Origin of the sequence: Streptomyces sp. NPDC018026, assembly GCF_044327745.1 — a bacterium.
Lineage (GTDB): Bacteria > Actinomycetota > Actinomycetes > Streptomycetales > Streptomycetaceae > Streptomyces > Streptomyces rubrogriseus.
The window spans coordinates 1-24,234 of record NZ_JBIRFY010000020.1 but is presented as its reverse complement, the minus strand read 5'-3'; the positions used below and the strand labels follow the sequence as shown (position 1 = coordinate 24,234).

11 protein-coding genes and 2 pseudogenes are annotated in these 24,234 nt (G+C 68.7%); 5 read left to right on the top strand and 8 right to left on the bottom strand.

Features of this window, described 5'->3' with window-relative positions:
- Positions 1 to 92 precede the first annotated feature (92 nt).
- Positions 93 to 602: an NUDIX hydrolase gene (locus ACH4D3_RS37380; protein WP_398332226.1), complete on the top strand. Its 510-nt coding sequence runs from the start codon at positions 93 to 95 to the stop codon at positions 600 to 602.
- Here the strand turns inward: ACH4D3_RS37380 and ACH4D3_RS37375 are convergent.
- The 8 genes and pseudogenes from ACH4D3_RS37375 to ACH4D3_RS37340 form a co-directional block, all read right to left on the bottom strand.
- Complete coding sequence (locus ACH4D3_RS37375; RefSeq protein ID WP_398332054.1) at positions 520 to 2,844, bottom strand: tyrosine-type recombinase/integrase; 2,325 nt, start codon at positions 2,842 to 2,844, stop codon at positions 520 to 522. The genes ACH4D3_RS37380 and ACH4D3_RS37375 overlap by 83 nt on opposite strands.
- On the bottom strand, positions 2,841 to 3,884 hold the full coding sequence (locus ACH4D3_RS37370) for a tyrosine-type recombinase/integrase (protein WP_398332051.1): 1,044 nt from the start codon (positions 3,882 to 3,884) through the stop codon (positions 2,841 to 2,843). Before ACH4D3_RS37370 ends, ACH4D3_RS37375 begins: the two co-directional genes overlap by 4 nt.
- Positions 3,885 to 3,901: 17 nt before the next feature.
- Entirely contained in the window at positions 3,902 to 4,792 is an 891-nt protein-coding gene (locus ACH4D3_RS37365; protein WP_398332049.1) for a hypothetical protein, read from the bottom strand.
- Between the two features lie 116 nt (positions 4,793 to 4,908).
- Complete coding sequence (locus tag ACH4D3_RS37360) at positions 4,909 to 5,703, bottom strand: hypothetical protein (protein ID WP_398332046.1); 795 nt, start codon at positions 5,701 to 5,703, stop codon at positions 4,909 to 4,911.
- 32 nt (positions 5,704 to 5,735) lie between these two features.
- Complete coding sequence (locus tag ACH4D3_RS37355) at positions 5,736 to 6,581, bottom strand: hypothetical protein (protein WP_398332044.1); 846 nt, start codon at positions 6,579 to 6,581, stop codon at positions 5,736 to 5,738.
- Positions 6,527 to 7,126, bottom strand: a complete 600-nt coding sequence (locus tag ACH4D3_RS37350) for a hypothetical protein (RefSeq protein WP_398332041.1) — start codon at positions 7,124 to 7,126, stop codon at positions 6,527 to 6,529. The genes ACH4D3_RS37355 and ACH4D3_RS37350 overlap by 55 nt, the downstream gene beginning before the upstream one ends.
- A 16-nt stretch (positions 7,127 to 7,142) precedes the next feature.
- Entirely contained in the window at positions 7,143 to 8,012 is an 870-nt protein-coding gene (locus ACH4D3_RS37345) for a DUF317 domain-containing protein (RefSeq protein ID WP_398332038.1), read from the bottom strand.
- Positions 8,013 to 8,174: 162 nt separating this feature from the next.
- Positions 8,175 to 8,810 (bottom strand): annotated as a pseudogene (locus tag ACH4D3_RS37340) (type IV secretory system conjugative DNA transfer family protein); the annotation flags it as partial.
- Positions 8,811 to 9,419: 609 nt separating this feature from the next.
- On the opposite strand from ACH4D3_RS37340, the pseudogene ACH4D3_RS37335 reads away from it, so the two are divergent.
- The 4 genes and pseudogenes from ACH4D3_RS37335 to ACH4D3_RS37320 form a co-directional block, all read left to right on the top strand.
- Positions 9,420 to 9,590, top strand: a pseudogene (locus tag ACH4D3_RS37335) (pirin family protein); the annotation flags it as partial.
- Between the two features lie 400 nt (positions 9,591 to 9,990).
- Positions 9,991 to 16,404 carry an amino acid adenylation domain-containing protein gene (locus tag ACH4D3_RS37330; protein ID WP_398332035.1) on the top strand — a complete coding sequence of 2,138 codons (6,414 nt, stop codon included), beginning with the start codon at positions 9,991 to 9,993 and terminating at the stop codon, positions 16,402 to 16,404.
- A complete protein-coding gene (locus ACH4D3_RS37325) occupies positions 16,401 to 23,003 on the top strand; it encodes an amino acid adenylation domain-containing protein (protein ID WP_398332032.1) in 6,603 nt (2,200 codons plus the stop codon). The genes ACH4D3_RS37330 and ACH4D3_RS37325 overlap by 4 nt, the downstream gene beginning before the upstream one ends.
- Positions 23,000 to 24,234: condensation domain-containing protein (locus tag ACH4D3_RS37320; RefSeq protein WP_398332029.1), on the top strand; the 1,235-nt coding region annotated here is incomplete at its 3' end. The genes ACH4D3_RS37325 and ACH4D3_RS37320, both read left to right, overlap by 4 nt.

Genomic DNA, 24,234 nt, shown 5'->3' with positions numbered 1-24,234 from the left:
ACTGGTGTGAGGGGACGCTGACTGTGTGATGGTCCGGTCATTCTGGGCGGGTGTCAGGGGTGCCTGCGATCGTGTGCGGCGTGGATGAACTCGTGGAGTGTGTTGACGCTCAGGACCGTGTGCTGGGGGTAGTCAGCCGGCGGGACGCCGTTCGGGAGGGCTGGCTGCACCGGGTTGGCTTGGTGGTGTGCCGCGACAGGCAAGGCCGTTTTCTCGTCCATCGGCGGGCCGAGCACCTGTCCCGTTTCCCAGGGCACTACGAACTCGGGGTCGGGGGTGCTGCGGAAGTCGGCGAGTCCTATGAGCAGGCAGCTGCCCGCGAGCTCAGCGAGGAGCTGGGAGTGCGGGCAACAACGTGCCTTCGGTTCAAGTTCCTCAACCGGGGCGGGCTCAGCCCTCACTGGCTTGCGGTCTGTGACGCCGTGCTTCCGCAGATCGGCGCCCCTGATCCGGAAGAGGTGGCCTGGCACGGGTGGCTGACTGAGTCCGAGCTGCGGCGGGCTCTGCAGCGATGGACCTTCACTCCTGATAGCCAGGCGGTTTTCGATCGATATCTCGCTTGTCGTGCCGTCCCGGCTTCTGCGCAGGAACGGAGCTCATGAGCTGGGTCAGTGGGACGAAGGCGCCGGTCGTTCCGAGATTCCTGGGAGTGGGGCCGACGGGGGCGGGGGTGTCCGCGAGACGTTCGGCAAGGGCGGTGACGGCCTCGCGGTCTCCTTCGAGAGCTTCGCGTTCGTCGTCGGTGAGGTTGAGCTGTTCGAGCATTTCGTCGATGCCGCTCTTGACGGCCAGGAGCTGGCCGCGGCTTGAGTTCTTGGGGACGTAGAACGGGCAGCGGGCGCAGGCCAGCCGGTGGGGGCACTTGGCAAAGAAGTCGTAAGAGCAGTAGCCCTCGCCCAGGTCGTAGTACTTCCAGGGCTGCTCGCCGCTGGCGGCAGCGCCCGTGAGGATGGACTCGCGGTCGATGAGGACCTGGATGGTGCGTACATTCCGGGCGAAGTAGTCGGCCTTCTTGTAGGCGGCTGACAGCGTCCGCTGGAGGATCTTGGCGTAGTAGCGGGTGCTGGAGGGGTGCTTGTGTCCCAGCCATTGCTGCAGGTCAGCCAGGGATAGGGGGTCCTTGGCGTTCAGCAGTTGGGTGGCGATCGTGGCGCGAGCTCGGTGGCTCGTAAGTGCGCCGCGGGAGTCGGACTCGGGGATGCCGGCCTTCTCGCAGAGAATCGGGATGAGCTTGTCGTTGAGGTAGGCAGCCCCGATAAGCTGGGCGCGGTAGCAGAACAGGTGCTGGCGTCGCTGTCCGGTCTTGCGATCGGTGATGTCCGGCTGGGCAGGGCGAACGTCCTTCCAGGCATCGATGAGTTCGCCGACAATGGGGTCGACCGGCTTGGAGAACGCCGTCGTCGTCTTGTTCGCTGGAATGTGCAGCAGACAGACGGGGTAGGTCTCGCCGTTGTCGGGGTCGGTGGCCTGGTCCAAGCGGACGCATTCGAGATCGAGTCGGCGGATCTCGTCCATCCGTAGCCCGCCGAACAACCACACCCCGACCAGGGCACGGATCATTTCGATCGGGTAGTAGTTGGCGTGCCATCCGGCAACCTTGGCGCGCGGTGTCCCGTAGGGGCGCAAGTCGTCGGAGGCCAGCGTCAATCCGGCGGCCATGAGCTTGGCCCATGCGGCATCGTCGATGATCCGGGGGTCCGGGTCGCGGCCGGCCCGGACCGACAGCGGCAGAGCCAGGACGCGGCGCGGATCGAACCTTGGGGTGATCCATTCCCATTCGATCAGGTCGCAGAAGAAGCTGCGTATGGAGTCGACCCGTCCGGCCTTTCCGCTGGCGCTCAAGGGTTCACCCCAGCCGGTGCGGTTGCGGTTGTGGCCGGCCCATTGGCCACGAACCGCGTTCACGGTGTCCGCGATGTACTCCGCGGCGATGTCACGCGTCCAGGCTTGTGGGCTCGTCGCCTCCGGGTGCCGTTCGGCCGCCCAGCGCCCGGCCACCAGCAGCAAGGGGAACTTGGTGCGGACGGTGCTGGACTCGTTGGTGCTGAACTTCCGCCAGCGCAGGACCATCTCCAACCATTCTGGTGGGACCGAGGCCACGGTCTCCGGACGCGTTCCGCGCTGTTGGTGGCTGCCGGTGAGTGGTTCGGGGATGAAGCCGTTCGCCGCCAGGACCCGGGACATCTTGAAGAACCCGCGGCGCCGTGCGCTGGGTGCCGGATGGTCGGCGACCAGGTCCTGCAGCAGTTCCAGAGTCACGTCCCTCAGGTGCGGGCTGCCGGCGCTGAGCAGGGCATCGAGCACCGAGGAGCGGACCAGTTCCGGCTGCGTCTTCGGTGAGGTCTCCCAGTGTTCCAGCAGCGTGCAGACCTGTTCCAGAGCAGGGTCGACGGCCCCGTGGCTGAAGACGAAGTCGGCTAGGGGGCGCAGCTTGGGCATCCCGACCCGGTGGTGCAGTCGTCGGTGTCCGCCGAAGAGGTAGCCCCAGGCCACCAGGTGGGCCCGGCGCCGGTGACGGATCTCGTCCGTGACGGAGGCGACGAACGCTGTCCAGGTCTGCTCGTTCCAGGCCCAGTAGGCCAGGGAGCGTCGGCCGACCTCCATCAGGAGCATGTTGCGGGCCGAGTCGGTCAGCGCGTTGTCCCACCGAGCCGAGACCGCCTTGAGCGGATCGATCAGCCGTGCCAGGGCGACTCGGTTGCGCTCATGGATTACCTGATGGTCCAGCCCAGCCAGGCGGCCGAGGGCCGCCTGCTCTTCCGCGGTCAGGACTGGGCTCTGAGCTGCGAATTTGGCGCAGTACTGCGCAAGCGAGGCAGGTGCTGGCCGTTCAGTCGCGCTCACCGGACTGCCGCCAGTGCTGCCAGCAGGTTCTCCCTGTCCTGCTGGATCGATGCGGACGCGCGGTGCAGCCGGGCAGCGAGCTCCCGGCCGGACAGATGGATGTATCGCATGGTGGTCGCCAAGTCTCGGTGGCCCGCGTACTGCGCGATCTGGTCGATGGTCCAGTCGGCGCGGGCCAGATCGGTCAGCCTCAGGTGCCGGAAGGTGTGGGTGGACAGCCGTGAGGCACCGGCCCTGCGGGCGATGCCTTCGATGGTCTTTGACCAGGTGGAAGGCCCCAGCGGCTTGCCGTGGTTGCAGTTGGAGGCGGACCGGAAGAGCGGTCCGCCGATACGGCCGAACATGCTGCGGCGTTCGTTGAGGTAGGCCACGAACAGCTGAGACGAGGTGACGCCGAAGGCGACTTCCCTGGCCCGCTGGAACTTGGTCGTCTCAGCCCGCAGGTGGATCAGGCGGTGCGCGTGCTCGAAGTCCCCGACATCGAGTTGGACGAGCTCCTCTCGGCGCAAGGCACCGTCATAGGCGAGCGTGACCATGAGCCGGTTGCGTAGTGACTCCTCGGCGCACGCAGTAAGGACCCGCTGCCAGACGTCCTCATTGGGGATCCAGGGTGCCTGCTCGAGGCGCCGCACAAGGCCCTGCCGAGGACGACGGCCACGGCGGCTCGACTGTCCACGGCGTACCGGGTTCCGTTCGCGCAGCCCGTCTTCGACCAGGTACTCGTAGAAGGACCGCACGGCCACCAGACGTTGCTGGACGGTCGCGTTCGCCAGTCCCGTCCCTGGTTGCAGCGGCGTCTTCGCTGATCGCTGGCGGGGCCGGTCGAGCATATCCCCGATCCAGGCGGCAACCGTGTCCGCGCCGGCCAGGACGGGATCCGTGCCTTCAACTGCGCAGAATTGCAGGTGGTCCTCGACCCCTCGACCGTATGCGTCGATCGTGTTGGGTGCTCGGCCGATGTTGGCTGTGAACTGCAGCCATCGACGAGCCAGTTGATGCTCTGCGACAGTGGGGTACTTGCCCCACGGGATCGGGGCCATGACTGCAAGATAAGGGTCTAGAGCCGCGACAGCGCGTGGCTGACAGGATCTGACTCGTCGAGCGTGGAGGAACGAAGATGAACCATCGGGACCGCGCGATAGCCCGATCCGTAGCTCGCTACTGGGCACAGTGGCTGTTCGGAATAGTCGCCATCGGTGCTTTGACACTGTTGGGCATGGTGGCGCTGGCGAACGGACCAGAGACGTTCATCTTCTTCCTCAAGCGAGGCAGCCTGTCGCCACTCATCGCGATCTTCGTTGTAGCGATGTCGGCATGGCTGCTGCTCCTGATGGCTGGAGCGCGTGCCAATCGACACGAAACGGCCTGAGGTCTGACCGGCCCGTGGACGGCAAGGTGATCTCCCCCGATTCCACATAAGGCATCCCAGGCAACTCGATTTCGGGGTATCGGCGAGGCCGAGAGAGGCCAGATAGCGCACGCAGTCGGCTCTGCTCCAGGACATGTCCAGAAGAGGATGCCGGTTACGCATGTACTTGACGTCCGCGTCCTTCGCGCGGTGGAATTCATCCGTGGAGATTCCTACCCACTGCTCGACGAAAACGTCCTTCGGGATGCGTGCCGGGTAGGGGTAACCAAGTAGTTCGCGCACCTTCTGCTTGATCGGCTTCACCTTATATTCCCCGGTGCACTGCCGTCGGGTCATCCCAGGCCGCCCGTCCTTGTTGAGGATGTGGAGCGGCATGGATGCGAACCGGTGATCCGGGTTCAATGCGTCGTCGCGGATATTTCCGGCCGACACGCGGAGTACGGGTATCCCGGCGGGAGCGGCTATCTCCTCTTCCAGGCGGTCAAGGTGTGCATAAACCGATTCGGATTCCCAGCCGGTGTCGGCGAAAATCGCGTAGTCGACCTTCGGGAGGATGCCCTGAGCGGAGAGGGCAAGCATGGCGCTGGACTGGATACCGGCACCGAGTCAAATGCAGACGAGCGTGGGAGAAGCAGAAATCGGGCACTTCCTTGAGTGAAAAAGGGGTCGGGTCTGCGCTGTGGGTGTGGGTGGTGTCAGCGGCGCGCGCGGGTGGTGGCCGCTGCCACTGGTGAGGGCACGGGGAGAGTCGGGGACGGGCTGGTGCGCAGCGGGGTGTCGATGACGGAGTCGAGAGCGGAGAGCCCTGGGGTGGTCAGGCACACGCGGTCGCGTGGTGGTCCGCCGGAGAGGAACGGGGGTGCGGTGGCGACTTCGCGGATCACCAGGCCCTGGGCTTCCAGGTGGTGCAGCACCTTGATGTCGACGGAGACGCTGTGGCCGTAGCCGCGCTGCCCGTACTGTTCGCTGACCAGTACGTGGCCGCGGGCTACTTCGAGCAGGACGCTGCGTTGCGCGGCGTCCATGCCGGGAATGGAGGAGCTGGTGCGTGTTCTGCCGGGCAGTCTGGCGGGGATGTGCTCGGCGGACTCGACGACCGCCGCTGGAGCGAGGGCGGTCAGTTCGCGCGCCTGACGTATGTGCTGGCCGAACCCGCGGCGGGTATGGGGCCGCGCGAGGTGCACATCGTCAGGGAGCGCGTGCTGGGCGGCGGTGGGGTAGCGGGTGGCTCCTCCGGTCAGGTAGGCGATCTGTTTGAGGCGCATGACGGCGCTGGTCACCGGCTCGATGGCGGGCAGACGCTGCTGCTGGACCGTTTTGACGCAAGCAAGGGCCTCGCGCTCCAGGCATAGGGCCGAGGCGACGTACACGTCGGGCCGGACCGTGGAGCGGCCGGAGAACAGGAGATCGATCCGGTCGTTGTGCTGGGTGTACAGACCGGCGAGTGCCAGCAGCCGCTCCACCGGTGTCAGCGGGTCGGGTGCATTCATGGGGAACAGGGGGTCGGGGCTGGGCGGTGTCGTCATCCGTCAGCGGGCCGCCGAACGGGCCGCCGTGGGTCGGATGGCGGGGCGGCTGGTCGTGGGCGGGGCTGTTCCAGGACAGCGGTCAGTGCCCGGATGCCGTCCTGGGTGAGGCAGAGACGCTCGGAGCCCGGCGGGAAGGCAGCGTGTCCTTTGCTGATCAGGCCCCGGCTTTCCAGCGAGCGGAGGGTGGTGACGGCGAGTTGCTCCTGACCACGCTCGACCAGGGGCTTGTTCACCGCCTGGTTGATGACGACGTGGCCGGCGGCGACGGTGTGCAGCGCGGTGTGCTGCGCGGCGGTAAGCGCTGGTGGCCGTTGGGCCGGGATGAGGTTCTGCCGACGCATCTGACGGGTGAGGAGGCCGCCGGCGGTGAGGCAGTCCTCGGCGCCGAGAGAGGTCAGCTGCTTGGCGCACTCGATGTGCTTCTCGGCCTTCGCCAAGTAGGGGCGGTGGTGGACAGCCTTGTAGGAAAGACCAGCTGCGGTGCTGAGGTGGTCGGCGGCGAGCAAGGCGAGGTTGGCGAGCTGCATCAGCCGCTCGGCTGCGCAGCGCGCCTCCCAGGAGAGGGAGTTTCCTGAGGCGTTGTCCAGTGTCTGGCGCAGGTCGAGCGAGCCGCGGGCAAGGACCTGGGCCACGGGGATGTGCTCGGCCACCGCCTTGGTCAAGTCGAGGCCGCTCAGGGTGCTGATGAGCTTCAGGGCGTCGTGGTGGCGAGTGAAATCGGCGCCGAGGTCCAGGAGGCGTTCGGGCAGGGACAGGTCGGACGTGCGGATCGTCTCGGTGGTGGTCATCGGCTGCGGCCCCTGGACGGCGGCGGGGAAGGCGGAATGGGTGCGGAACATGCACGGGGCGGTGCCGGCGGGATGTCCTGCACCGTTGCGATGCCGAGGTCGACGCGCACGCTGATTCCGTGGGAGAACAGATGGGCCTCGGTGTGGACCACGGTGTTCAGCGCGTCCGCTTCGCCGAGTTGGTCGGGCAGCGTGAAGTCCCGGTCCGTGCCGGCGTTCGTGAAGCCGTGCTGGGCGAGGACGGCCTGTGCCTGGCCCGTGGTGGCCCTCGCCGTGACAGAGCCTTCGTGGAAGCCGATGTTCACGTCGGGGCCGACTGTCGTGCCTGCGGGCCGTGGGCGTGTTGTCCAGGCGAGGTCGACCAGGTCGTGGGTGTGGGTCATCAGTCCGTATGCCGCGATGCCGGCGCGTTCGTGGGCGTCTTCCGCCGTTTCGGGCGGCAGGAGGTAGACGGTGCGGCCCTGATGCTCGCGCGCGGTGAAGCCGGCTCCGGTCAGGATGCGAGCGACTTGATGGATATGGCGGTTGAGGAGGAGGAAGGTCCACCCGTCGCTGGTGGAGCCGATGAAGATGTCGTGGTGGTCGGTGATCGTCATGGTCGGTGTATCTGGGTTAGCGGTGGGGCCGAGGGAGGAGTGGCGTCGCGGCAGCGGGGCGGACAGGCTTGGGAACGGGCGGGTGCGTGTTGATGCGCGCCTGGATGGTGCTGTTCCGGCTGAGGGATGTTCGCTGCAGAGCGGCGGTCACGGCGATGCGCCGCACGTCCAGTGGTGTGGGGGCCCGTGCTGCGCGGGGCGGGTCCGGCTCGAGCGGGGTGAGCTGTACGAGATGCTCCACCTTCGGATGAATCCTGCGCCGTGTCCTGACGACGGGGGCGGGGTCGACGAGGGCGGCAGCCGTGGCGGCGATCAGGTGCGGGGGCGTACGGGAGGTGAACGTTGCCTCGGCGCGTGTGCCCCAGCCTGCTGGCCCGGCCCACAGGGTGACCGTGCTGTTGCGGCGCATGTCGATGACGGCGCCGGCCTGTCCGTCAGGGGAGACGATCTCCACCGTTCCGTATTCGGCTGCTTCCCGCTTCCAGCCGGCGTTGAACAGCGGGGTGACACCGGCGGCCCAGTAGAAGGAGCGGCGGTCGAGGAAGCGGTCGCTGTCTTCGGACCAGTCGTCGGCCAGGGAAGCGGTCAGACCGAGAACGATCTCGGCGGGGGTGTTGTGGTTGAAGACGGCTGTCCAGCGTGGCGCAGAGACGGCATCGTCTGCTGCGGTGATCTTCCACAGGTCGTAGTCGTCACCGAACCAGCCGATCCTGATGCGGTGGTCGGGGGAGGTGACGACGAGTTGGCACGGGCCGTCGTCCAGGTGGTGGTGCGGCCAGTGGGAGACCGGGGCGAAGCCGGGGTCGGCGACGCCGCTGGAACCGGCGAGATAGCGCGGTGCGACGTGGTATTCGCGCCACTGCTCCTCGTCATTGGTGAACTGCACGAGCGGTTGGGTCCTTCGGATGGTGGGGTGGTGTTCGGGGCGAGCGGGCGCGTGTGGCGCTGCCGTGTCAGCGGGCGATCTGCCGGCCTCGGGGACGCGCACGAGCGGGTGGTGCGCGGGTCCGCGGGGGAGGCGGCGTGGCTGGGGACGGGGCTGCGGTGCTCAGGCAGTTGGGCCGAAGTCGCCCTGGTCCGAGGCGGCCTTGGCGATCGCTCGGGTGGTGATGGCCTTCGACGCCCGGCTGGATGCGGCGGACAGTTCGTCGGCGCCGGGCTCCAGATACCAGGGCCTCAGGTCGAGCATGGCGGCGCGCATACCGGTGGCGAAGCACAGGGCCGTGCCCTTGGGCAGGGCACGGATGGCGTCGGCGGGCAGGATCCGCTCCTGGCGCATGCTGACCGAGGTCGACTTCCCGGACTCCGAGTGCGAGGTCGACCGGGTCTCCACATCGTGGTCGCCGATCAGGCGGGAGAGCTTGTCCGCGAAGTCGGGGTCGTCGATGCCGGAACCGATGACCTTGACGGTGGAGGCGGACCACATGGCGTCCATGCCGGCGTCCCCCCACACCTTCTGGCCCTGGCGGTAGGACTGCAGGATCGTGATCGGGATGATCCCCCGGGAGCCGAGGTGGGAGTACAGGTCCGGCAGGTCGCTGATCTTGCAGACGTTGGCGGCCTCGTCGAGGATGGCCAGCATGGGTGGGTCGAGGCGTCCGCCGGCGCGTTCGGCCTGTGCGGTCGCGGCCCGCATGACCGAGTCCGCGCACGCGGCGATCAGCGCGCTGGCTCCGCCTCCGCCGTGGTTGTCGTCGAACAGCCCCAGACGGTTCGCGTCCAGCAGGATCGCCTTGAGCTTGTCGAAGGCGTTCGCCTGTGCCGCCAGACCGACGCCGTTGCGTTCCAGGATCTGGAGGAAGCCCTCGACGACCTTGTGGTCGAAGGTATTCATCCGCCGGCTACCCAGCAGCGGCAGCAGATGAATATTCAGCAGCGACTCCAGGTGCGCCACCGACGCGGGCCCCAGATCCCGCTGCCCGGCCCTCCACTGCGTGGAGTACTCCTCGAACCGCATGGACCCGTACCGGGCGATCCGGTCCGCCTTCGCCTGCCCCCGCGGCGCGGCCTTCTTTGCGTTGTATATCTCCGTCAAACGCGCGATCGCCTTGTCCTGCGTCGCGAACCCGGACTCCTCCACCTGCCTCCCGGCCGCAGACCTATACCGGACCGTGTACGGGTGCGGACACTTCGACCACCGCGACCGCGGATGCTCACACCCCTTGAAAAACGAACCCATCCCACGAACCAGGGCAGTGGACCCCATGTTGCTGACTCCTCCACGACCGATGCTGACGGTTTGCTGGGAGTCAGAGGGCTGGTATGCCGCTGACCTGCGGTTATGTGCGCAGGGCTCGATATGTTCTGGAACTGGATCGGACGCTCGCAGCAGGAGATCGAGCAGGCCCGCCGGGACTGGATGGAAGGGACACGTTTCGGTGAGGCCAAGGGCTACGACGGTGCGACGCTGCCTGCCCCTGAGCTTCCGGCAGTGCCACTGAAACCGCGGGGAAGGGTGCGCTGACCTGTGGGTACGGCTGACGGGCTGGTTCCGGGCAGTCGGTCGGCCGTGCCGCCTCCTGGAGGAGAGGGAACCGCGGCCGACGTGCGACTCGGCCAACGTAACACCTCGGAAGGATGTTCAAGGCGGTGGAGCGCAGTCGTGCGCGTTCAACTGCGTTGTCGCGGCAGTTGAACGCGCACGACCGCGGCATATTGATCACTGGAGCGCCCTGAGTCATAGTGGCTCACCGTAAAGCTGTGGGGGTTGTCGAGAACTGAGTGCCGGGGAGCGCTTTTCCTGTCGGCTTCGGGCCGTGCCGCCGGACGATGCGGAGCGATCGATATCGCGGTGTGCCCCCGCGAAATGCGTAGCGCAATTCGTGCGGTAATCCGCGGACTCGAACTGATAGGAGTATGCGGCCGTGTCTGGATCCGAGCGTGATATTCACGAACTGACCGGGGCGCAGCGCGGTGTCTGGTACGTCCAGCAGCTCTCCGCCGACGGTTCGCTCTACAACATCGGTGAATACTTCGACATCCGTGGCGACCTGGCGGTGGACCACTTCGTCGCCGCCGTGCGGCAGGCGGTGGCGGAATCCGACACTTTCCGCCTGCGGTTCACCGGCGAAGGCGAGGCCGCGCGCCAGTACCTCGGCCCAGCCGCCGAGCCGGAGGTCGAGGTACTGGATCTGAGGTCCGCGCCGGACCCGGTCGCCATGGCCGAGGAGTGGATGACGCAGGAATTCCGGCAGCACGTCGATCTCTCGGCCGAGCCCGCGTTCAAATATGCGGTGATCAGGATCGCACCCGACCGGAATTTCTGGTTCTACCGGGTGCACCACCTCGTCTTCGACGGCTGGAGCGCGACGATCATCAACGCCCGGGTCGCTCAGATCTACGAGGGACTCATCTCCGGGAGCCCCGTCGAGGACGGTGCCCCGGAGTCGGTATCCGTTTTGCTGGAATCCGATGCGGCCTATCGGGCCTCGGCGCAGTTCCAGGACGACCGAGAATTCTGGCTGGAATCGATGTCCGGTCTGCCCGAATCCGACGATCGTCATACGACGACGCCGCACACCCTGCCAGGACTGCCGACGCGCCATATCGAAGCCGCCGACGCCGAATTCGCCGGTGCGCTGCCGAGGGCCGCCCGCGCGCTGCGGACCACTGTCGCGGGGCTGGTACTCGCCGCGGCCGCGGTCCACCTCCACAGCACCACGAGGAAGCGGGACATAGTCCTCGGACTTTCCGTCCCCGGACGCGTCGGGGCCCGCGAGCGAAGCGTTCCGGGAATGACCGCCACCGTCCTGCCCGTCCGCCTCCGGGTCGCCCCGGAGGCGACCGTCGAGAAACTCCTCCGGCAGATCTCCAAGGTGATCCGTCTCGCCCTTGCGCATCAGTGCTACCAGCAGACGGACATGGTCCGGGACCTGGGCGGGGCTCGCACCGGCTCGCTCTTCGACCTGCTCGTGAACGTCATGTCCTTCGACTACCCGGCGCAGTTCGGTGACTGCGTGACGATTACACGGCCGCTCAACAACGGGCCTGTCGAGAACATGCGGCTCTGCGTCTACGACCGGTTCGCCGAGGGCAAGATCGATATCGCGTTCGACGTCAACAGCTCTCTGCACGACGCCGAAACGGCACGTGGCATGTCACGTTCCATGACGGCCGTCCTGAAGTGGCTCGTGGCCGCGGCTCCGACGGACCGGATCGGCGCGGCGGAACTCCTCGAAGCGGCCGAGCGGCGGCGCGTCGTCGAGGAGTGGAACGCGACCGAGGCCCCGGAGCCGGACGCGTCGGTCCGGGAGTTGTTCGAGGCGCAGGTGGTGCGGACGCCTGATGCGGTGGCGGTGGTGTCGGACGGCTGCGAGGTGTCGTACGCGGAGCTGGACGTGCGGGCGAACCGGCTCGCGCACTATCTGCGGGCGCAGGGTGTGGGGCGTGGGTCGGTCGTGGGGCTGTGCCTGCCGCGAGGTGCCGCGATGATCGAGGCAATTCTGGGGGTGTGGAAGGCGGGGGCGGCGTATGTGCCGTTGGACCCGGCGCATCCGGCGGAACGGCTCGCCTTCATGCTCGCGGACAGCGGGGCGCGTGTCGTGCTGAGCCACGGCGGACTGCCGGCGGATCTGTATGTGCCGGGCTTGCGGGCGATCGATCTGGGTGATCCCGGGGCTGCCGGAGCAGTGCGTACGGCACCGGCGACAGTGCCGGAAACGCCGCTGAACAGCGACGAGTTGGCGTATGTGATCTACACATCGGGCTCATCCGGGCGCCCGAAGGGCGTGGCGGTGACGCATGGCGGACTGGCCGGCTACGTGGCGTCGGTGCCTGCGCGGGTGGGGTTCGGGACACCTGGCACCCGATATGCGCTGTTGCAGTCGGCGGTGACGGATCTGGGGAACACCGTCGTGTTCGCGAGTCTGGTGTCGGGAGGCGAGCTGCATGTCCTGGGAGAGGGGATGGTTTCCGATCCCCGGGCGGTGGCCGAGTATCTGGCGGAGCACGGGATCGACTGTGTGAAGGTGGTGCCGTCGCACCTGGAGGCGTTGGCGGCGGGGGTTTCGCTGGCCGACCTGGTGCCTTCGAAGTCCCTGGTGCTGGGGGGCGAAGCGGCGTCGCCCGCGCTGGTGGCGCGGTTGCTGGAGCTGCCGGGCGGTTGCGACGTCTTCAATCACTACGGGCCGACCGAGACCACGGTCGGTGTGGCGACTTCCCGTCTGACGCCCGAAACGGTAGCGGCGGGTGTGGTGCCGGTGGGTACGCCGGTGGACCATACGCGCGCCTATGTACTGGACGACGCCCTGGGCCCGGTGCCGGTCGGAGTGGCCGGTGAACTGTACGTCGCGGGTGCGCAGTTGGCCCAGGGCTATGTGGGCCGCCCGGGGCTGACGGGCGAGCGTTTCGTGGCCTGCCCGTTCGGGGCCGCGGGTGAGCGGATGTACCGGACCGGAGACCGGGCTCGCTGGAGAGACGACGGTTCGCTGGTCCTTCTCGGGCGGGCGGACGACCAGATCAAGATCCGCGGGTTCCGGGTGGAGCCCGGCGAGGTCCAGCAGGTGGTGGCCGCTCACCCCGGCGTCGCCCGGGCGGCGGTGGTGGCGCGGGAGGACGTGCCGGGGGACGCCCGCCTGGTGGCGTACGTGGTGCCGGCCGGCGGACAGGACGCTTCCCAACTCGCGGTGTCGTTACGGGAGTGCATGGCAGGACGGCTGCCGGAGCACATGGTGCCGGCGGCGGTCGTCGTCCTGGACGATCTGCCGCTGACCGGCAACGGAAAGCTGGACCGCAAGGCCCTGCCCGCCCCCGACCACGCGACTACGCTCGCGCGGACCGTTTCGCGCAGGCCCGTCACCGCACAGGAGGAGCTCCTGTGCGGGGCGTTCGAGCACGTGCTGGGTGTGGAAGGCGTCGGCGTCGACGACGACTTCTTCGCCCTGGGCGGCCACTCCCTGCTGGCGATCCGGCTCATCAGCCGCATCCGTACGCTCCTGGAGGTGGAGCTGCCGATCGAGGCGTTCTTCGAAGGACCCTCGCCACGGCAGCTGGCACACCGACTGCGCACTGCGGCCCAGGGCCGAAGCGGGGTACGGCCGATGGAGCGCCCCGAGCGCGTACCGCTGTCCTTCGCACAGCGCCGGCTCTGGCTGCTCGACCAGATGGAGGGCCCGAGCACCACCTACACCGGATGGCTGACCCTGCCGCTGAGCGGCACCGTCGACCGCACGGCCCTCACCGAAGCCCTCCGGGCCGTCATCGGCCGGCACGAGGCGCTGCGCTCGGTGATCACGGTCGTCGACGGCGAGGCCTACCAGACCATCCGCACGCTGGACGAAACGGGCTTCGAACTGGCAGTCGTCGAACTGGCTCCGCGGGATCTGCCCGCCGCGGTGGCCGAGGCCTCGGGCCACCTCTTCGATCTGTCCTCGGAACTCCCCCTCCAGGCAACACTGTTCGACCTGGGCCACGACCGATCCGTGCTGCACATCACGGTTCACCACATCTCCGGTGACGGATGGTCGATTGCCCAGCTCGGAAAGCAGTTGTCGACGGCCTACGCGGCACGTCTCAGGGGACAAGCGCCGGGCTGGGACCCACTGCCGGTCCAGTACGCGGACTACACCCTGTGGCAGCGGGAGATGCTGGGCGACTCGCAGGACCCGGACAGTGTGCTGTCCCGGCAGACGGCGTACTGGCGCGAGGCGCTGGACGGGGCACCGGAGGAGCTGGAGCTGCCACGGGACCGGCCCCGCCCCGCCGTGGCCACCCACCGAGGCAACACCGTCGACCTCGCGGTGTCCGCCCACTGCCACCGCGAGCTCGCCGCCCTGGCGCGCGAGCGGGGGGCCACACTCTTCATGGTGCTCCAGGCCGGCTTCGCGATGCTGCTCAACCGGCTCGGCGCCGGCACCGACCTGCCCATCGGATCGGTGGTCGCCGGACGCACCGACGAGGCGCTGCACGATCTGCTCGGCTTCTTCGTGAACACCCTGGTGATCCGGACCGACCTGTCGGGCGACCCGACCTTCGAGGAAGTCCTCGACCGGGTTCGGGAGACCAGCCTGGCGGCGTACGCGCACCAGGACCTGCCCTTCGAGCGGCTGGTGGAGGAGATCGCCCCGACCCGATCGATGGCGCGGCACCCGCTGTTCCAGGTGATGCTGACGCTGCAGAACAACGCGGAGGCGGTCGTCGACCTCCCGAACGTCGCCAAGGACAGGATCTCGACCACCTGGACCGCGGCGAAGTTCGACCTCGAGCTGTATGTGCACGAGACGTTCGACGCCGGGGGCACCCCGGCGGGACTCGGCGGAATGCTGATCGCGGCGGCCGACCTGTTCGACGTGAAGTCCGCCGAGCGCATCTCCAGCCGCTGGAACCGCGTGATGGAGTCGTTGGCCACCGATCCGCGGACCCGGCTGAGCGAGCTGGACGTCCTCGACGCCGGTGAACGCGAGCGGCTGCTGACGGAGCGGAACGACACCGCGGCCGACATCGCTTCGGCCACGCTCCCGGAGTTGTTCGCCGCCCAAGTGGCACGGACGCCGGACACGGTGGCCGTGGTGCACGAGGGAACCGAGGTGTCGTACGCCGAACTGGACGCGCGGGCCAACCAGTTGGCTCAGCACCTCGTACGACGGGGCGCCGGGCCCGAGTCGGTGATCGGGGTGTGCCTCGAACGCGGTGTCGACATGGTGGTGGCGCTGCTCGGTGTACTGAAGGCGGGCGCCGCCTATCTGCCGGTGGATCCGGAGCACCCCGCCGAGCGGATCGCCGTCACCCTCGCGGACGCCCGCGCACAGTGCACGCTGACGTCGACCGCGTTCGACGGACTGCTGCCCGCGCACGCCGAACGAGTGGTGGTCGACGACCCGGCGACCGCGGCGGCGATCGAGGCACTCGCTGTGACCCCGCCCCCGCTGACGGTCCTGCCACAGCACCCCGCCTACGTGATCTTCACCTCGGGCTCGACCGGGCGCCCGAAAGGCGTCGTCGTTCCGCATACGGGCATCGTGAACCGGCTGCGCTGGATGCAGGACCAGTACGGGCTGACGGCGTCGGACCGGGTCCTGCACAAGACGCCCATCGGATTCGACGTCTCGGTGTGGGAACTGTTCTGGCCGCTGCTGGAGGGCGCGGTACTGGTCCTGGCCCGGCCGGGCGGCCACCGGGACCCCGCCTACATCGCTGACCTGGTACGCGAGCAGCGAGTGACGACAGCCCACTTCGTTCCGTCCATGCTGGAAATCTTCCTCACCGAACCAACGGCGGGACGCTGTGTGAGCCTGCGGCGAGTGGTCTGCTCCGGCGAGGTGCTGCCGCCACACGCCCAGGCCAGGTGGTTCGAACTCTTCGAACACGCGGAACTGCACAACCTCTACGGGCCCACGGAGGCGTCCGTCGACGTCACGGCCTGGCAGTGCCGTCCTGGGACGGCGGACACGACGGTCCCCATCGGCACGCCCATCACGAACACCCGGGTGTACGTCCTGGACTCCGCGCTGAAACCGGTCCCGGAGGGAGTGAGCGGTGAACTTTACCTGGCAGGCGTGCAGTTGGCGCGAGGCTACGCCGGAAGGCCCGGACTGACCGCCGAGCGGTTCGTGGCCTCGCAGTTCGTACCGGGCCGGCGGATCTACCGCACCGGGGACGTCGTCCGCTGGAGCCCCGACGGGCATCTGGAATATCTGCGCCGTGCCGACGACCAGGTCAAGATTCGTGGATTCCGTATCGAGCCGGGTGAGGTACGGGCCGTGCTCGCCGCACATCCCGCGCTGGCACAGGTCGCGGTGACCGCCCGCGAGGATGCCCCGGGCGACAAACGCCTCACCGCGTACGTCGTCCCCGCCGGAGACTGGGACACGACGGACCACGGCACACTCGCCGAGGCGGTACGCGCCTTCGCGGCAGACCGGCTGCCTCCGTACATGGTGCCGTCGGCCGCCGTCGTCCTCGACGCACTGCCGTTGACGGCGAACGGAAAGCTCGATGTCAAGGCCCTGCCCGCACCCGACTGGACGACGACGGGCCCCGCGGGGCCCCGCGAACCGGCGAACGATCGCGAGGCGGCGCTGTGCGACGCCTTCGCCCACGTGCTCGGCGTGCCGGTGGTCGGCGCCGACGACGACTTCTTCGCGCTGGGCGGCCACTCCGTACTGATCATGCGCCTGGGCAGCCGTGTCCGCACGGTACTCGGAGTGGACCTACCGATGCCGGTCCTGTTCGAGCAACCGACCCCGGCCGGCCTCGCGACCTGGATCACCCGGCACAGCAGTACCCAGCAGAAGGCCCGGCCCGTGCTGCGGCCGATGCGCGAGCAGGAGGCGTCCCGATGATCCCCTTGTCCTACGCACAGCACCGCCTGTGGTTCCTGGGACAGCTGGAGGGACCGAGCGCCACCTACAACAGCAGGGTGGCGCTGAGGCTGACGGGCGAGCTGGACCACGCGGCACTCGAAGCGGCACTGCGGGACGTCATCGACCGGCACGAGGTGCTGCGCACCGTGTTCCCCGCTGCCGAGGGACAGCCCCACCAGCAGGTCCTGGCGATGGACGAGGTGTCGTGGAACCTTCCGGTCATCGACGTGGTCGAGACGGACCCGGAGGTGCGGCAGGACCAGGGACTGGTGGAGGCCGACAGCCTCTGGGACCGGCCGCTCACCGAACTGCCACAGCCCGAGATGGCCGCCGACCTGCCGGATACTCGGGTGTCCAGCGCGGAGCTGGCCGGTGCGGTGGCCCGCGCGACGGCGTACGCCTTCGATCTTTCGGCGGAGATCCCGCTGCGCGCCTGGCTGTTCGCCGTACGCCCGGACGAGCACGTCCTCGTCCTGGTGGTCCACCACATCGCCTGGGACGACTGGTCGATGGCGCCGCTGGCACGGGACCTGTCGACCGCGTACGCGGCACGCCGCGCAGGCCGGGCACCCGAGTGGGAGCCACTGCCCGTGCAGTACGCGGACTACACCCTCTGGCAGCGGGAGCTGCTCGGTGACGCGGACGACCCGCACAGTGTGCTGAACCAGCAGACGGCGCACTGGCGCGAGGCACTGTCCGGAGTCCCGGAGGAGCTGACCCTGCCCACGGACCGGCCGCGCCCCGCGAGGGCCAGCCACCGCGGCCACAGCGTCACCGTGCTGCTTCCCGCGGAACTGCACCGGAGCCTGGCGGAACTGGCGCGTGAGCACGGCGCGACTCTGTTCATGGTGCTCCAGGCCGGCCTGGCCGTGACACTGTCCGAGCTGGGCGCGGGAACGGACATCCCGATCGGCTCACCCATGGCCGGACGCAGCGACGAGGCGCTGAACGACCTGGTCGGCTTCTTCGTCAACACTTTGGTCATCCGGACCGATCTGTCCGGCGACCCGACCTTCGCCGAGGTGCTGGAACGGGTCCGCGGAAACGCGCTGGCGGCGTTCGGGAACCACGAAGTGCCCTTCGACCGCCTCGTGGAGGAACTGGTCCCGGTCCGCTCCCTCGGTCAGCACCCCCTCTTCCAGACGATGCTCACCCTGCAGAACGCGCGCAGCGGTCCGGTGATCGGCGGCGCGGGCGCGATGCTGAAGCTGGCCGGGATCCAGGTCGCCGAACTGCTGCCCGGCAGCTCGGCGGCCCGATACGACCTGTGGTTGAACGCGGGCGAGACATTCGACGCGCAGGGCAAACCGGCCGGGATTCACGGAGTGCTGAGAGTGGCGGCTGACCTCTTCGATCCGGCGACGGCACGGCGCATGGTGGGCTGCCTGACGCGGGTTCTGACAGCCATGGCCGCGGACCCTCGGGCGAAGGCCGGCTCGGTGGATGTCCTCGACCCGGCCGAGCGTGAACTCGTCCTCAACACCTGGAACCGGTCGACCGTCGAGCTTCCCGAGCCCTTGGTCCGGGAGTTGTTCGAGGCGCAGGTGGTGCGGACGCCCGATGCGGTGGCGGTGGTGTCGGACGGCTGCGAGGTGTCGTACGCGGAGCTGGACGTGCGGGCGAACCGGCTCGCGCACTATCTGCGGGCGCAGGGTGTGGGGCGTGGGTCGGTCGTGGGGCTGTGCCTGCCGCGAGGTGCCTCGATGATCGAGGCGATTCTCGGGGTGTGGAAGGCGGGGGCGGCGTATGTGCCGTTGGACCCGGCGCATCCGGCGGAACGGCTCGCCTTCATCCTCGCGGACAGCCGGGCCGAGCTGGTCCTCGGCGGTTCGGACCTGCCGGGCCCGAGGGTGATCGACCTGGACGAGTCCGGGGTCGCCGGGATGGTGCGGGCCGCGCCTGACGTGGCGCCTGACGTGCCGGTGGATGGGGCCGAGCTGGCGTATGTGATTTATACGTCGGGTTCGACCGGTGTGCCGAAGGGGGTGGCGGTTCCGCATGGGGCGCTGGCGAATTATGTGTCGTCGGTGCCGGGTCGGGTGGGGTTGGGTGTGTCGGGTGGCCGGTATGCGGTGTTGCAGGGGCAGGCGACCGACTTGGGTAACACGGTGGTGTTCGCGAGTCTGACGACGGGTGGTGAGCTGCATGTCCTGGACGAGGAGGCGGTCACCGACCCGGTGGTGGTGTCGGCGTATCTGGCCGAGCACGGGATTGATTTCCTGAAGGCGGTGCCGTCGCATGTGGCGGCGTTGGGTGCGGCGGCGGTGCTGCCCGGGCGGTCGTTGGTGCTGGGTGGTGAGGCGGCCTCGCCCGCCCTGGTGGCGGAGCTGCTGGCGGCGGCCGGTGACCGGGAAGTGTTCAACCACTACGGCCCGACCGAGACGACGATCGGCGTTGCCACGACGCGTCTCACCGAGGAGGTGGTGGCGGCCGGGGTGGTGCCGGTCGGCACGCCGGTGGCCAACACCCGCTTCTATGTGCTGGATGCCGGGTTGCGGCCGGTGGCGCCGGGTGTGTGTGGGGAGCTGTATGTGGCGGGTGCGCAGTTGGCGCGGGGTTATGTGGGTCGTGCGGGGCTGACGGCGGAGCGGTTCGTGGCGTGTCCGTTCGGTGGTTCGGCGGGTGAGCGGATGTACCGGACCGGGGACCGGGTGCGGTGGACGGCGGATGGTCGGTTGGTGTTCGCCGGCCGGGCCGACGACCAGGTGAAGATCCGGGGCTTCCGGGTCGAGCCCGGCGAAGTCCAGGCTGTCGTGACTGCTCATCCGGGTGTCGTCCGGGCCGCGGTGGTGGCGCGGGAGGACGTACCGGGTGACGCCCGTCTGGTGGCGTACGTGGTGCCGGCCGACGGGCAGGACGCCGATCAACTAAGCCCGCTTCTGGTCGAGTTCGTGGCTGAACGGCTGCCCGGGCACACGGTGCCGTCGGCAGTCGTCGTCCTCGACGAACTGCCGCTGACCAGTAACGGCAAGCTGGACCGCGAAGCGCTGCCCGCCCCCGACTCCACGGCAGTGCCGGGCGGTGGCCGGGGCCCGGCCACGGTACGGGAGGAGATCCTGTGCCGTACGTTCGCCGAGGTGCTCGGCCTGGACAGTGTCGGCGTCGACGGTGACTTCTTCCGGCTGGGAGGGCACTCGCTGCTCGCGGTCCGGCTCGTGGCGGCCCTGCGGGAGCGGGGCGTGCCGGTCTCGGTCCAGGCGTTCTTCGAGACGCCGACCCCCTCCGGTCTCGCGCGGGCGGCGGACGCCGGCACGGTCGTGGTGCCGCCGAACCTGATTCCCGACGGAGCCACCGAGATCACTCCGGAGATGCTGCCGCTGGTGGACCTGGACGCGGCCGAGATCGCGCGGCTCGTCGAGCAGGTGGACGGCGGCGCGGCCAACATCGCGGACGTCTATCCGCTCGCCCCGCTGCAGGAAGGCATCTTCTTCCACCACCTGATGAGTGATCGGCAGGGCGCCGACGTATACGCGATGCCATTGGTGCTGGCCTTCGACTCGCGTCGGCGCCTGGACGGCTTCCTGGCCGCGCTGCGGCAGGTGGTGGACCGGCATGACATCTACCGCACGGCCATCGTGTGGGAGGGCCTGCGCGAACCGGCCCAGGTGGTGCAGCGTCGCGCCACTCTGCGGGTCGAGGAGGCTCACCTCGATCCCCGAGGCGATGCCGATGCCGTGCAGCGCATGCTGGCCGTCGCAACGGGGCCGATGGACCTGGGCCGCGCACCGCTCCTCGACGTGCACACGGCTGACGCACCGGTCGACGGCCAGTGGCTCGCACTCCTGCGCATCCACCACCTGGTCAGGGATCACACCACGCAGGAGGTGCTCCTGGAGGAGTTGCGAGCCTTCATGTCGGATGGGGGCGACGAGCTGCCCGAGCCGCTGCCGTTTCGGAACTTCGTCGCACAGGCCCGACTCGGCGTGGCACAGGAGGAGCACGAGCGCTACTTCGCCGGGCTGCTCGGCGACGTGGAGGAGGCCACGGCGCCGTTCGGGCTCCTGGAGGTGCGCGGAGACGGCACCGACGCGGAGCAGGAACAGGTGCCGCTCGATGCGGAACTGGCCTCTCGTGTGCGGAAGGTGGCGCGCTCGCTCGGCGTGAGCCCGGCCACGGTCTTTCACCTGGCCTGGGCGCGGGTCGTGGCCGCGGTCAGTGGCCGGGACGACGTGGTGTTCGGAACCGTGCTCTTCGGACGGATGAACTCGGGTGCGGGCTCGGACCGGGTGTCCGGCCTCTTCCTCAACACCTTGCCCATGCGGGTGCGCACCGGCGACGTCGACGTGGTCGGGGCGCTGATGGCGGTGCGCGATCAGTTGGCCGAGTTGCTGGTGCACGAGCATGCGCCGCTCGCACTCGCGCAGCGGGCCAGCGGCGTACCAGTCGGCAGCCCGCTGTTCACCTCGGTCTTCAACTACCGGCACAGTCAGGGCATGCCGCGACCAGTCGGCGGCGAGGCCGCCACGGGCCTCACAGGCGTTCGTCTTGCCTATATGTGGGACCGATCGAACTACCCGCTCAACGTGTCCGTCGGCGACCGGGGCACCGGCTTCGAGGTGACCGTTCACGCGGTGGCCCCGGCCGATCCGGTGCGGGTGACCAAGCTGTTGGAGACGTGCCTGGCCAATGTGGTGGGGGCCTTGGAGGAGGCGCCGAGCACGCGGTTGGCGCGGGTCGGCGTGTTGGACGCCGTGGAGCGGCGGCGCGTCGTCGAGGAGTGGAACGCGACCGAGGCCCCGGAGCCGGACGCGCCGGTCCGGGAGTTGTTCGAGGCGCAGGTGGTGCGGACGCCTGATGCGGTGGCGGTGGTGTCGGACGGCTGCGAGGTGTCGTACGCGGAGCTGGACGTGCGGGCGAACCGGCTCGCGCACTATCTGCGGGCGCAGGGTGTGGGGCGTGGGTCGGTCGTGGGGCTGTGCCTGCCGCGAGGTGCCGCGATGATCGAGGCGATTCTGGGGGTGTGGAAGGCGGGGGCGGCGTATGTGCCGTTGGACCCGGCCTACCCGGGGGAGCGGCTCGGTTTCATGTTGACCGACAGCCGCGCCGCGGTGCTGATCGGCACGGGTGAGGTGCTGGACGAATTGCCGGTGGGGCGGATCCGGGCCGTCGACCTGGACGATCCGATGGTGCTGGCCGCGCTGGCCAGACATTCCACCTCCCCTCCTCAACACAGATGCCTTGAAGACGAGCTGGCTTACGTGATCTATACGTCCGGGTCGACGGGTGCGCCGAAGGGCGTGGCGGTCACGCAGGGCGGGCTGGCGAACTACGTGGCCTGGGCCGCGGGCGCCTATGCGATGGAGGAGGGCGGTGGCGGTGCTGCCCTGCATTCGTCGCTGGCGTTCGATCTGACCGTGACGAGTGTGTTCGTGCCGCTGACCTCCGGGTCCGCAGTGGTGGTTAGCGAGGCGGGCGGCGCCGAGGGGCTCGCGGAGTTGGTGCGCGGGTCGGACGAGTTCGGGCTCGTGAAGGTGGTGCCGGGACATCTGCCGCTGCTGGCCGAAATGCTGTCGGCGCAGGAGACGGAGAGGGCTGCCCGGCGGCTGGTCGTGGGCGGTGAGGCACTGCCGGGTGCGGATGTGCGGGGCTGGCTGGAACGGGCGCCGGGGTCGGTGGTGGTGAATGAGTACGGGCCGACGGAGACGGTGGTGGGGTGCTGCGTCTTCGAGGTACGTGCGGGGGATCAGGTCGGTCAAGTCGTGCCGGTCGGGAGGCCGGTGGCGAACACGCGGCTGTATGTGCTGGACGACCGGATGGAGCCGGCGCCGGTGGGCGTCGCGGGCGAGTTGTACATAGCTGGTGCGCAGTTGGCGCGGGGCTATGTGGGGCGTGCGGATCTGACGTCGGAGCGGTTTGTGGCCTGCCCGTTCGAGGCGGGTGGGCGGATGTACCGGACCGGGGACGTGGCGCGGTGGACCGGGGACGGGCAGTTGGTGTTCCTGGGACGGGTGGACGAGCAGGTTAAGATCCGCGGATTCCGGATCGAGCCGGGTGAGGTGCAGGCGGTGTTGGCCGCACACCCGAGGGTCACTCAGGCGGCGGTCGTCGCCCGGCGGGACACGCCGGGTGACACCCGGCTGGTCGGCTATGTCGTGCCGGACAGCGCGACTGGCTCCGCTTCTGAACTCGGCAAAGCGGTAAAAGAGTTCGCCTCGGCCCGGCTTCCTGAGCACATGGTGCCGGCGGGTGTCGTGGTCCTCGACGTGTTGCCGCTCACGGTCAACGGAAAGCTGGACCGCAGTGCCCTGCCCGCCCCGGACTACACCGGCGACGCAGGGAAGGGGCGCGAACCGGCGAGTGAGCAGGAGGAACTCCTGTGCCAGGCGTTCGCCGAGGTACTGGGGCTGTCCGAAGTCGGCGTCGACGACGACTTCTTCGCACTCGGCGGCCAGTCACTCCTGGCAACCCGACTCGTCAGCCGCGTTCGGACACTGCTCGGCGTTCAGCCACGCATCCGAGTTCTCTTCGAAAGCCCCACCCCGGCCGGTCTCGCGACCTGGATCACTCAACAAGTCGGCAGCAAGGCAAAGGTCAGGCCCGCAGTGCGGCCGATGCGCCAGCAGGAGGAGTACCGATGATTCCGTTGTCGTTTGCCCAGCGCCGACTGTGGTTTCTGAGCCAGTTGGAGGGTCCGAGCGCTACGTACAACATCGCCATGGCGCTGCGCCTGACCGGGCAGCTGGACCGTGGCGCACTGGAGGCGGCGCTGCGGGATGTCATCGGGCGGCACGAGGTGTTGCGCACGGTGTTCCCCGCAGTGGGCGGCGAGCCGTACCAGCGGATCCTGTCGGTCGAGGAGGCCGGGTTCGAGCTGCCGGTCGCCGAGACGGCGCCGGAGGATCTGGCCGGGGCGGTGGCCGAGGCATCGACGTACGTCTTTGATCTGTCGTCGGAGATTCCGCTGCGGGCATGGCTGTTCGTCGTGGGCGAGAACGAGTTTGTGCTCGCCGTGACAGTGCATCACATAGCCGGTGACGGGTGGTCGATGGGACCGCTGGCCCGGGATGTGTCGACCGCCTATGCGGCCCGTTCGGCGGGCGAGGCGCCGCAGTGGGATCCGCTGCCGGTGCAGTATGCCGACTATGCCCTGTGGCAGCGGGAGTTGCTGGGCGACGGGCATGCCGACGAGGGCGTCCTGGGCGAGCAGGTGGCGTACTGGCGCGAGACATTGGCGGGAGCTCCGGAGGAGCTGGAGCTTCCGGTGGACCGGCCGCGCCCGGCCGAGGCGGCCCATGAGGGACACCGTGTCGATCTCGAGCTGTCGGCCGAGACGCATGGGCGACTGTTGGAGATGGCGCACGAGCGGGGCGCGACCCTGTTCATGGTGTTGCAGTCGGCCCTCGCTGTTCTGTTGAACCGGCTGGGCGCCGGGACCGACATTCCCATCGGTGCGGCCGTCGCCGGGCGGACGGACGAGGCGTTCGATGACCTGGTCGGTTCCTTCGTGAATACGTTGGTGTTGCGGACGGATTTGTCGGGGGATCCGACGTTTGATGAGCTTCTTGAGCGGGTGCGTGGGGCGGGTCTGGATGCTTTGGATCATCAGGATGTGCCGTTTGAGCGGTTGGTGGAGGAGTTGGCGCCGGCGCGTTCGTTGTCGCGGCATCCGTTGTTTCAGGTGATGCTGACGGTGCAGAACACGGTTTCGGGTGTGGTGGATTTGCCGGGGTTGCGGGTGGAGCCGGTGGTGACGGGTGTGTCGTCGGCGAAGTTTGATTTGGAGGTGTCGGTTGGGGAGCGGTTTGGTGTGGGTGGTGTGCCGGCGGGGGTGAGTGGTCAGTTGGTGGGGTCGGCGGATTTGTTTGATGT

Excerpts from the sequence above, each read along its gene's own strand:
- ACH4D3_RS37370 (WP_398332051.1), bottom strand. The coding sequence starts at position 3,884 with ATGGCCCCGATCCCGTGGGGCAAGTACCCCACTGTCGCAGAGCATCAA.
- ACH4D3_RS37355 (WP_398332044.1), bottom strand. The coding sequence starts at position 6,581 with ATGTTCCGCACCCATTCCGCCTTCCCCGCCGCCGTCCAGGGGCCGCAG.
- ACH4D3_RS37365 (WP_398332049.1), bottom strand. The coding sequence starts at position 4,792 with ATGCTTGCCCTCTCCGCTCAGGGCATCCTCCCGAAGGTCGACTACGCG.
- ACH4D3_RS37325 (WP_398332032.1), top strand. The coding sequence starts at position 16,401 with ATGATCCCCTTGTCCTACGCACAGCACCGCCTGTGGTTCCTGGGACAG.
- ACH4D3_RS37360 (WP_398332046.1), bottom strand. The coding sequence starts at position 5,703 with ATGAATGCACCCGACCCGCTGACACCGGTGGAGCGGCTGCTGGCACTC.
- ACH4D3_RS37350 (WP_398332041.1), bottom strand. The coding sequence starts at position 7,126 with ATGACGATCACCGACCACCACGACATCTTCATCGGCTCCACCAGCGAC.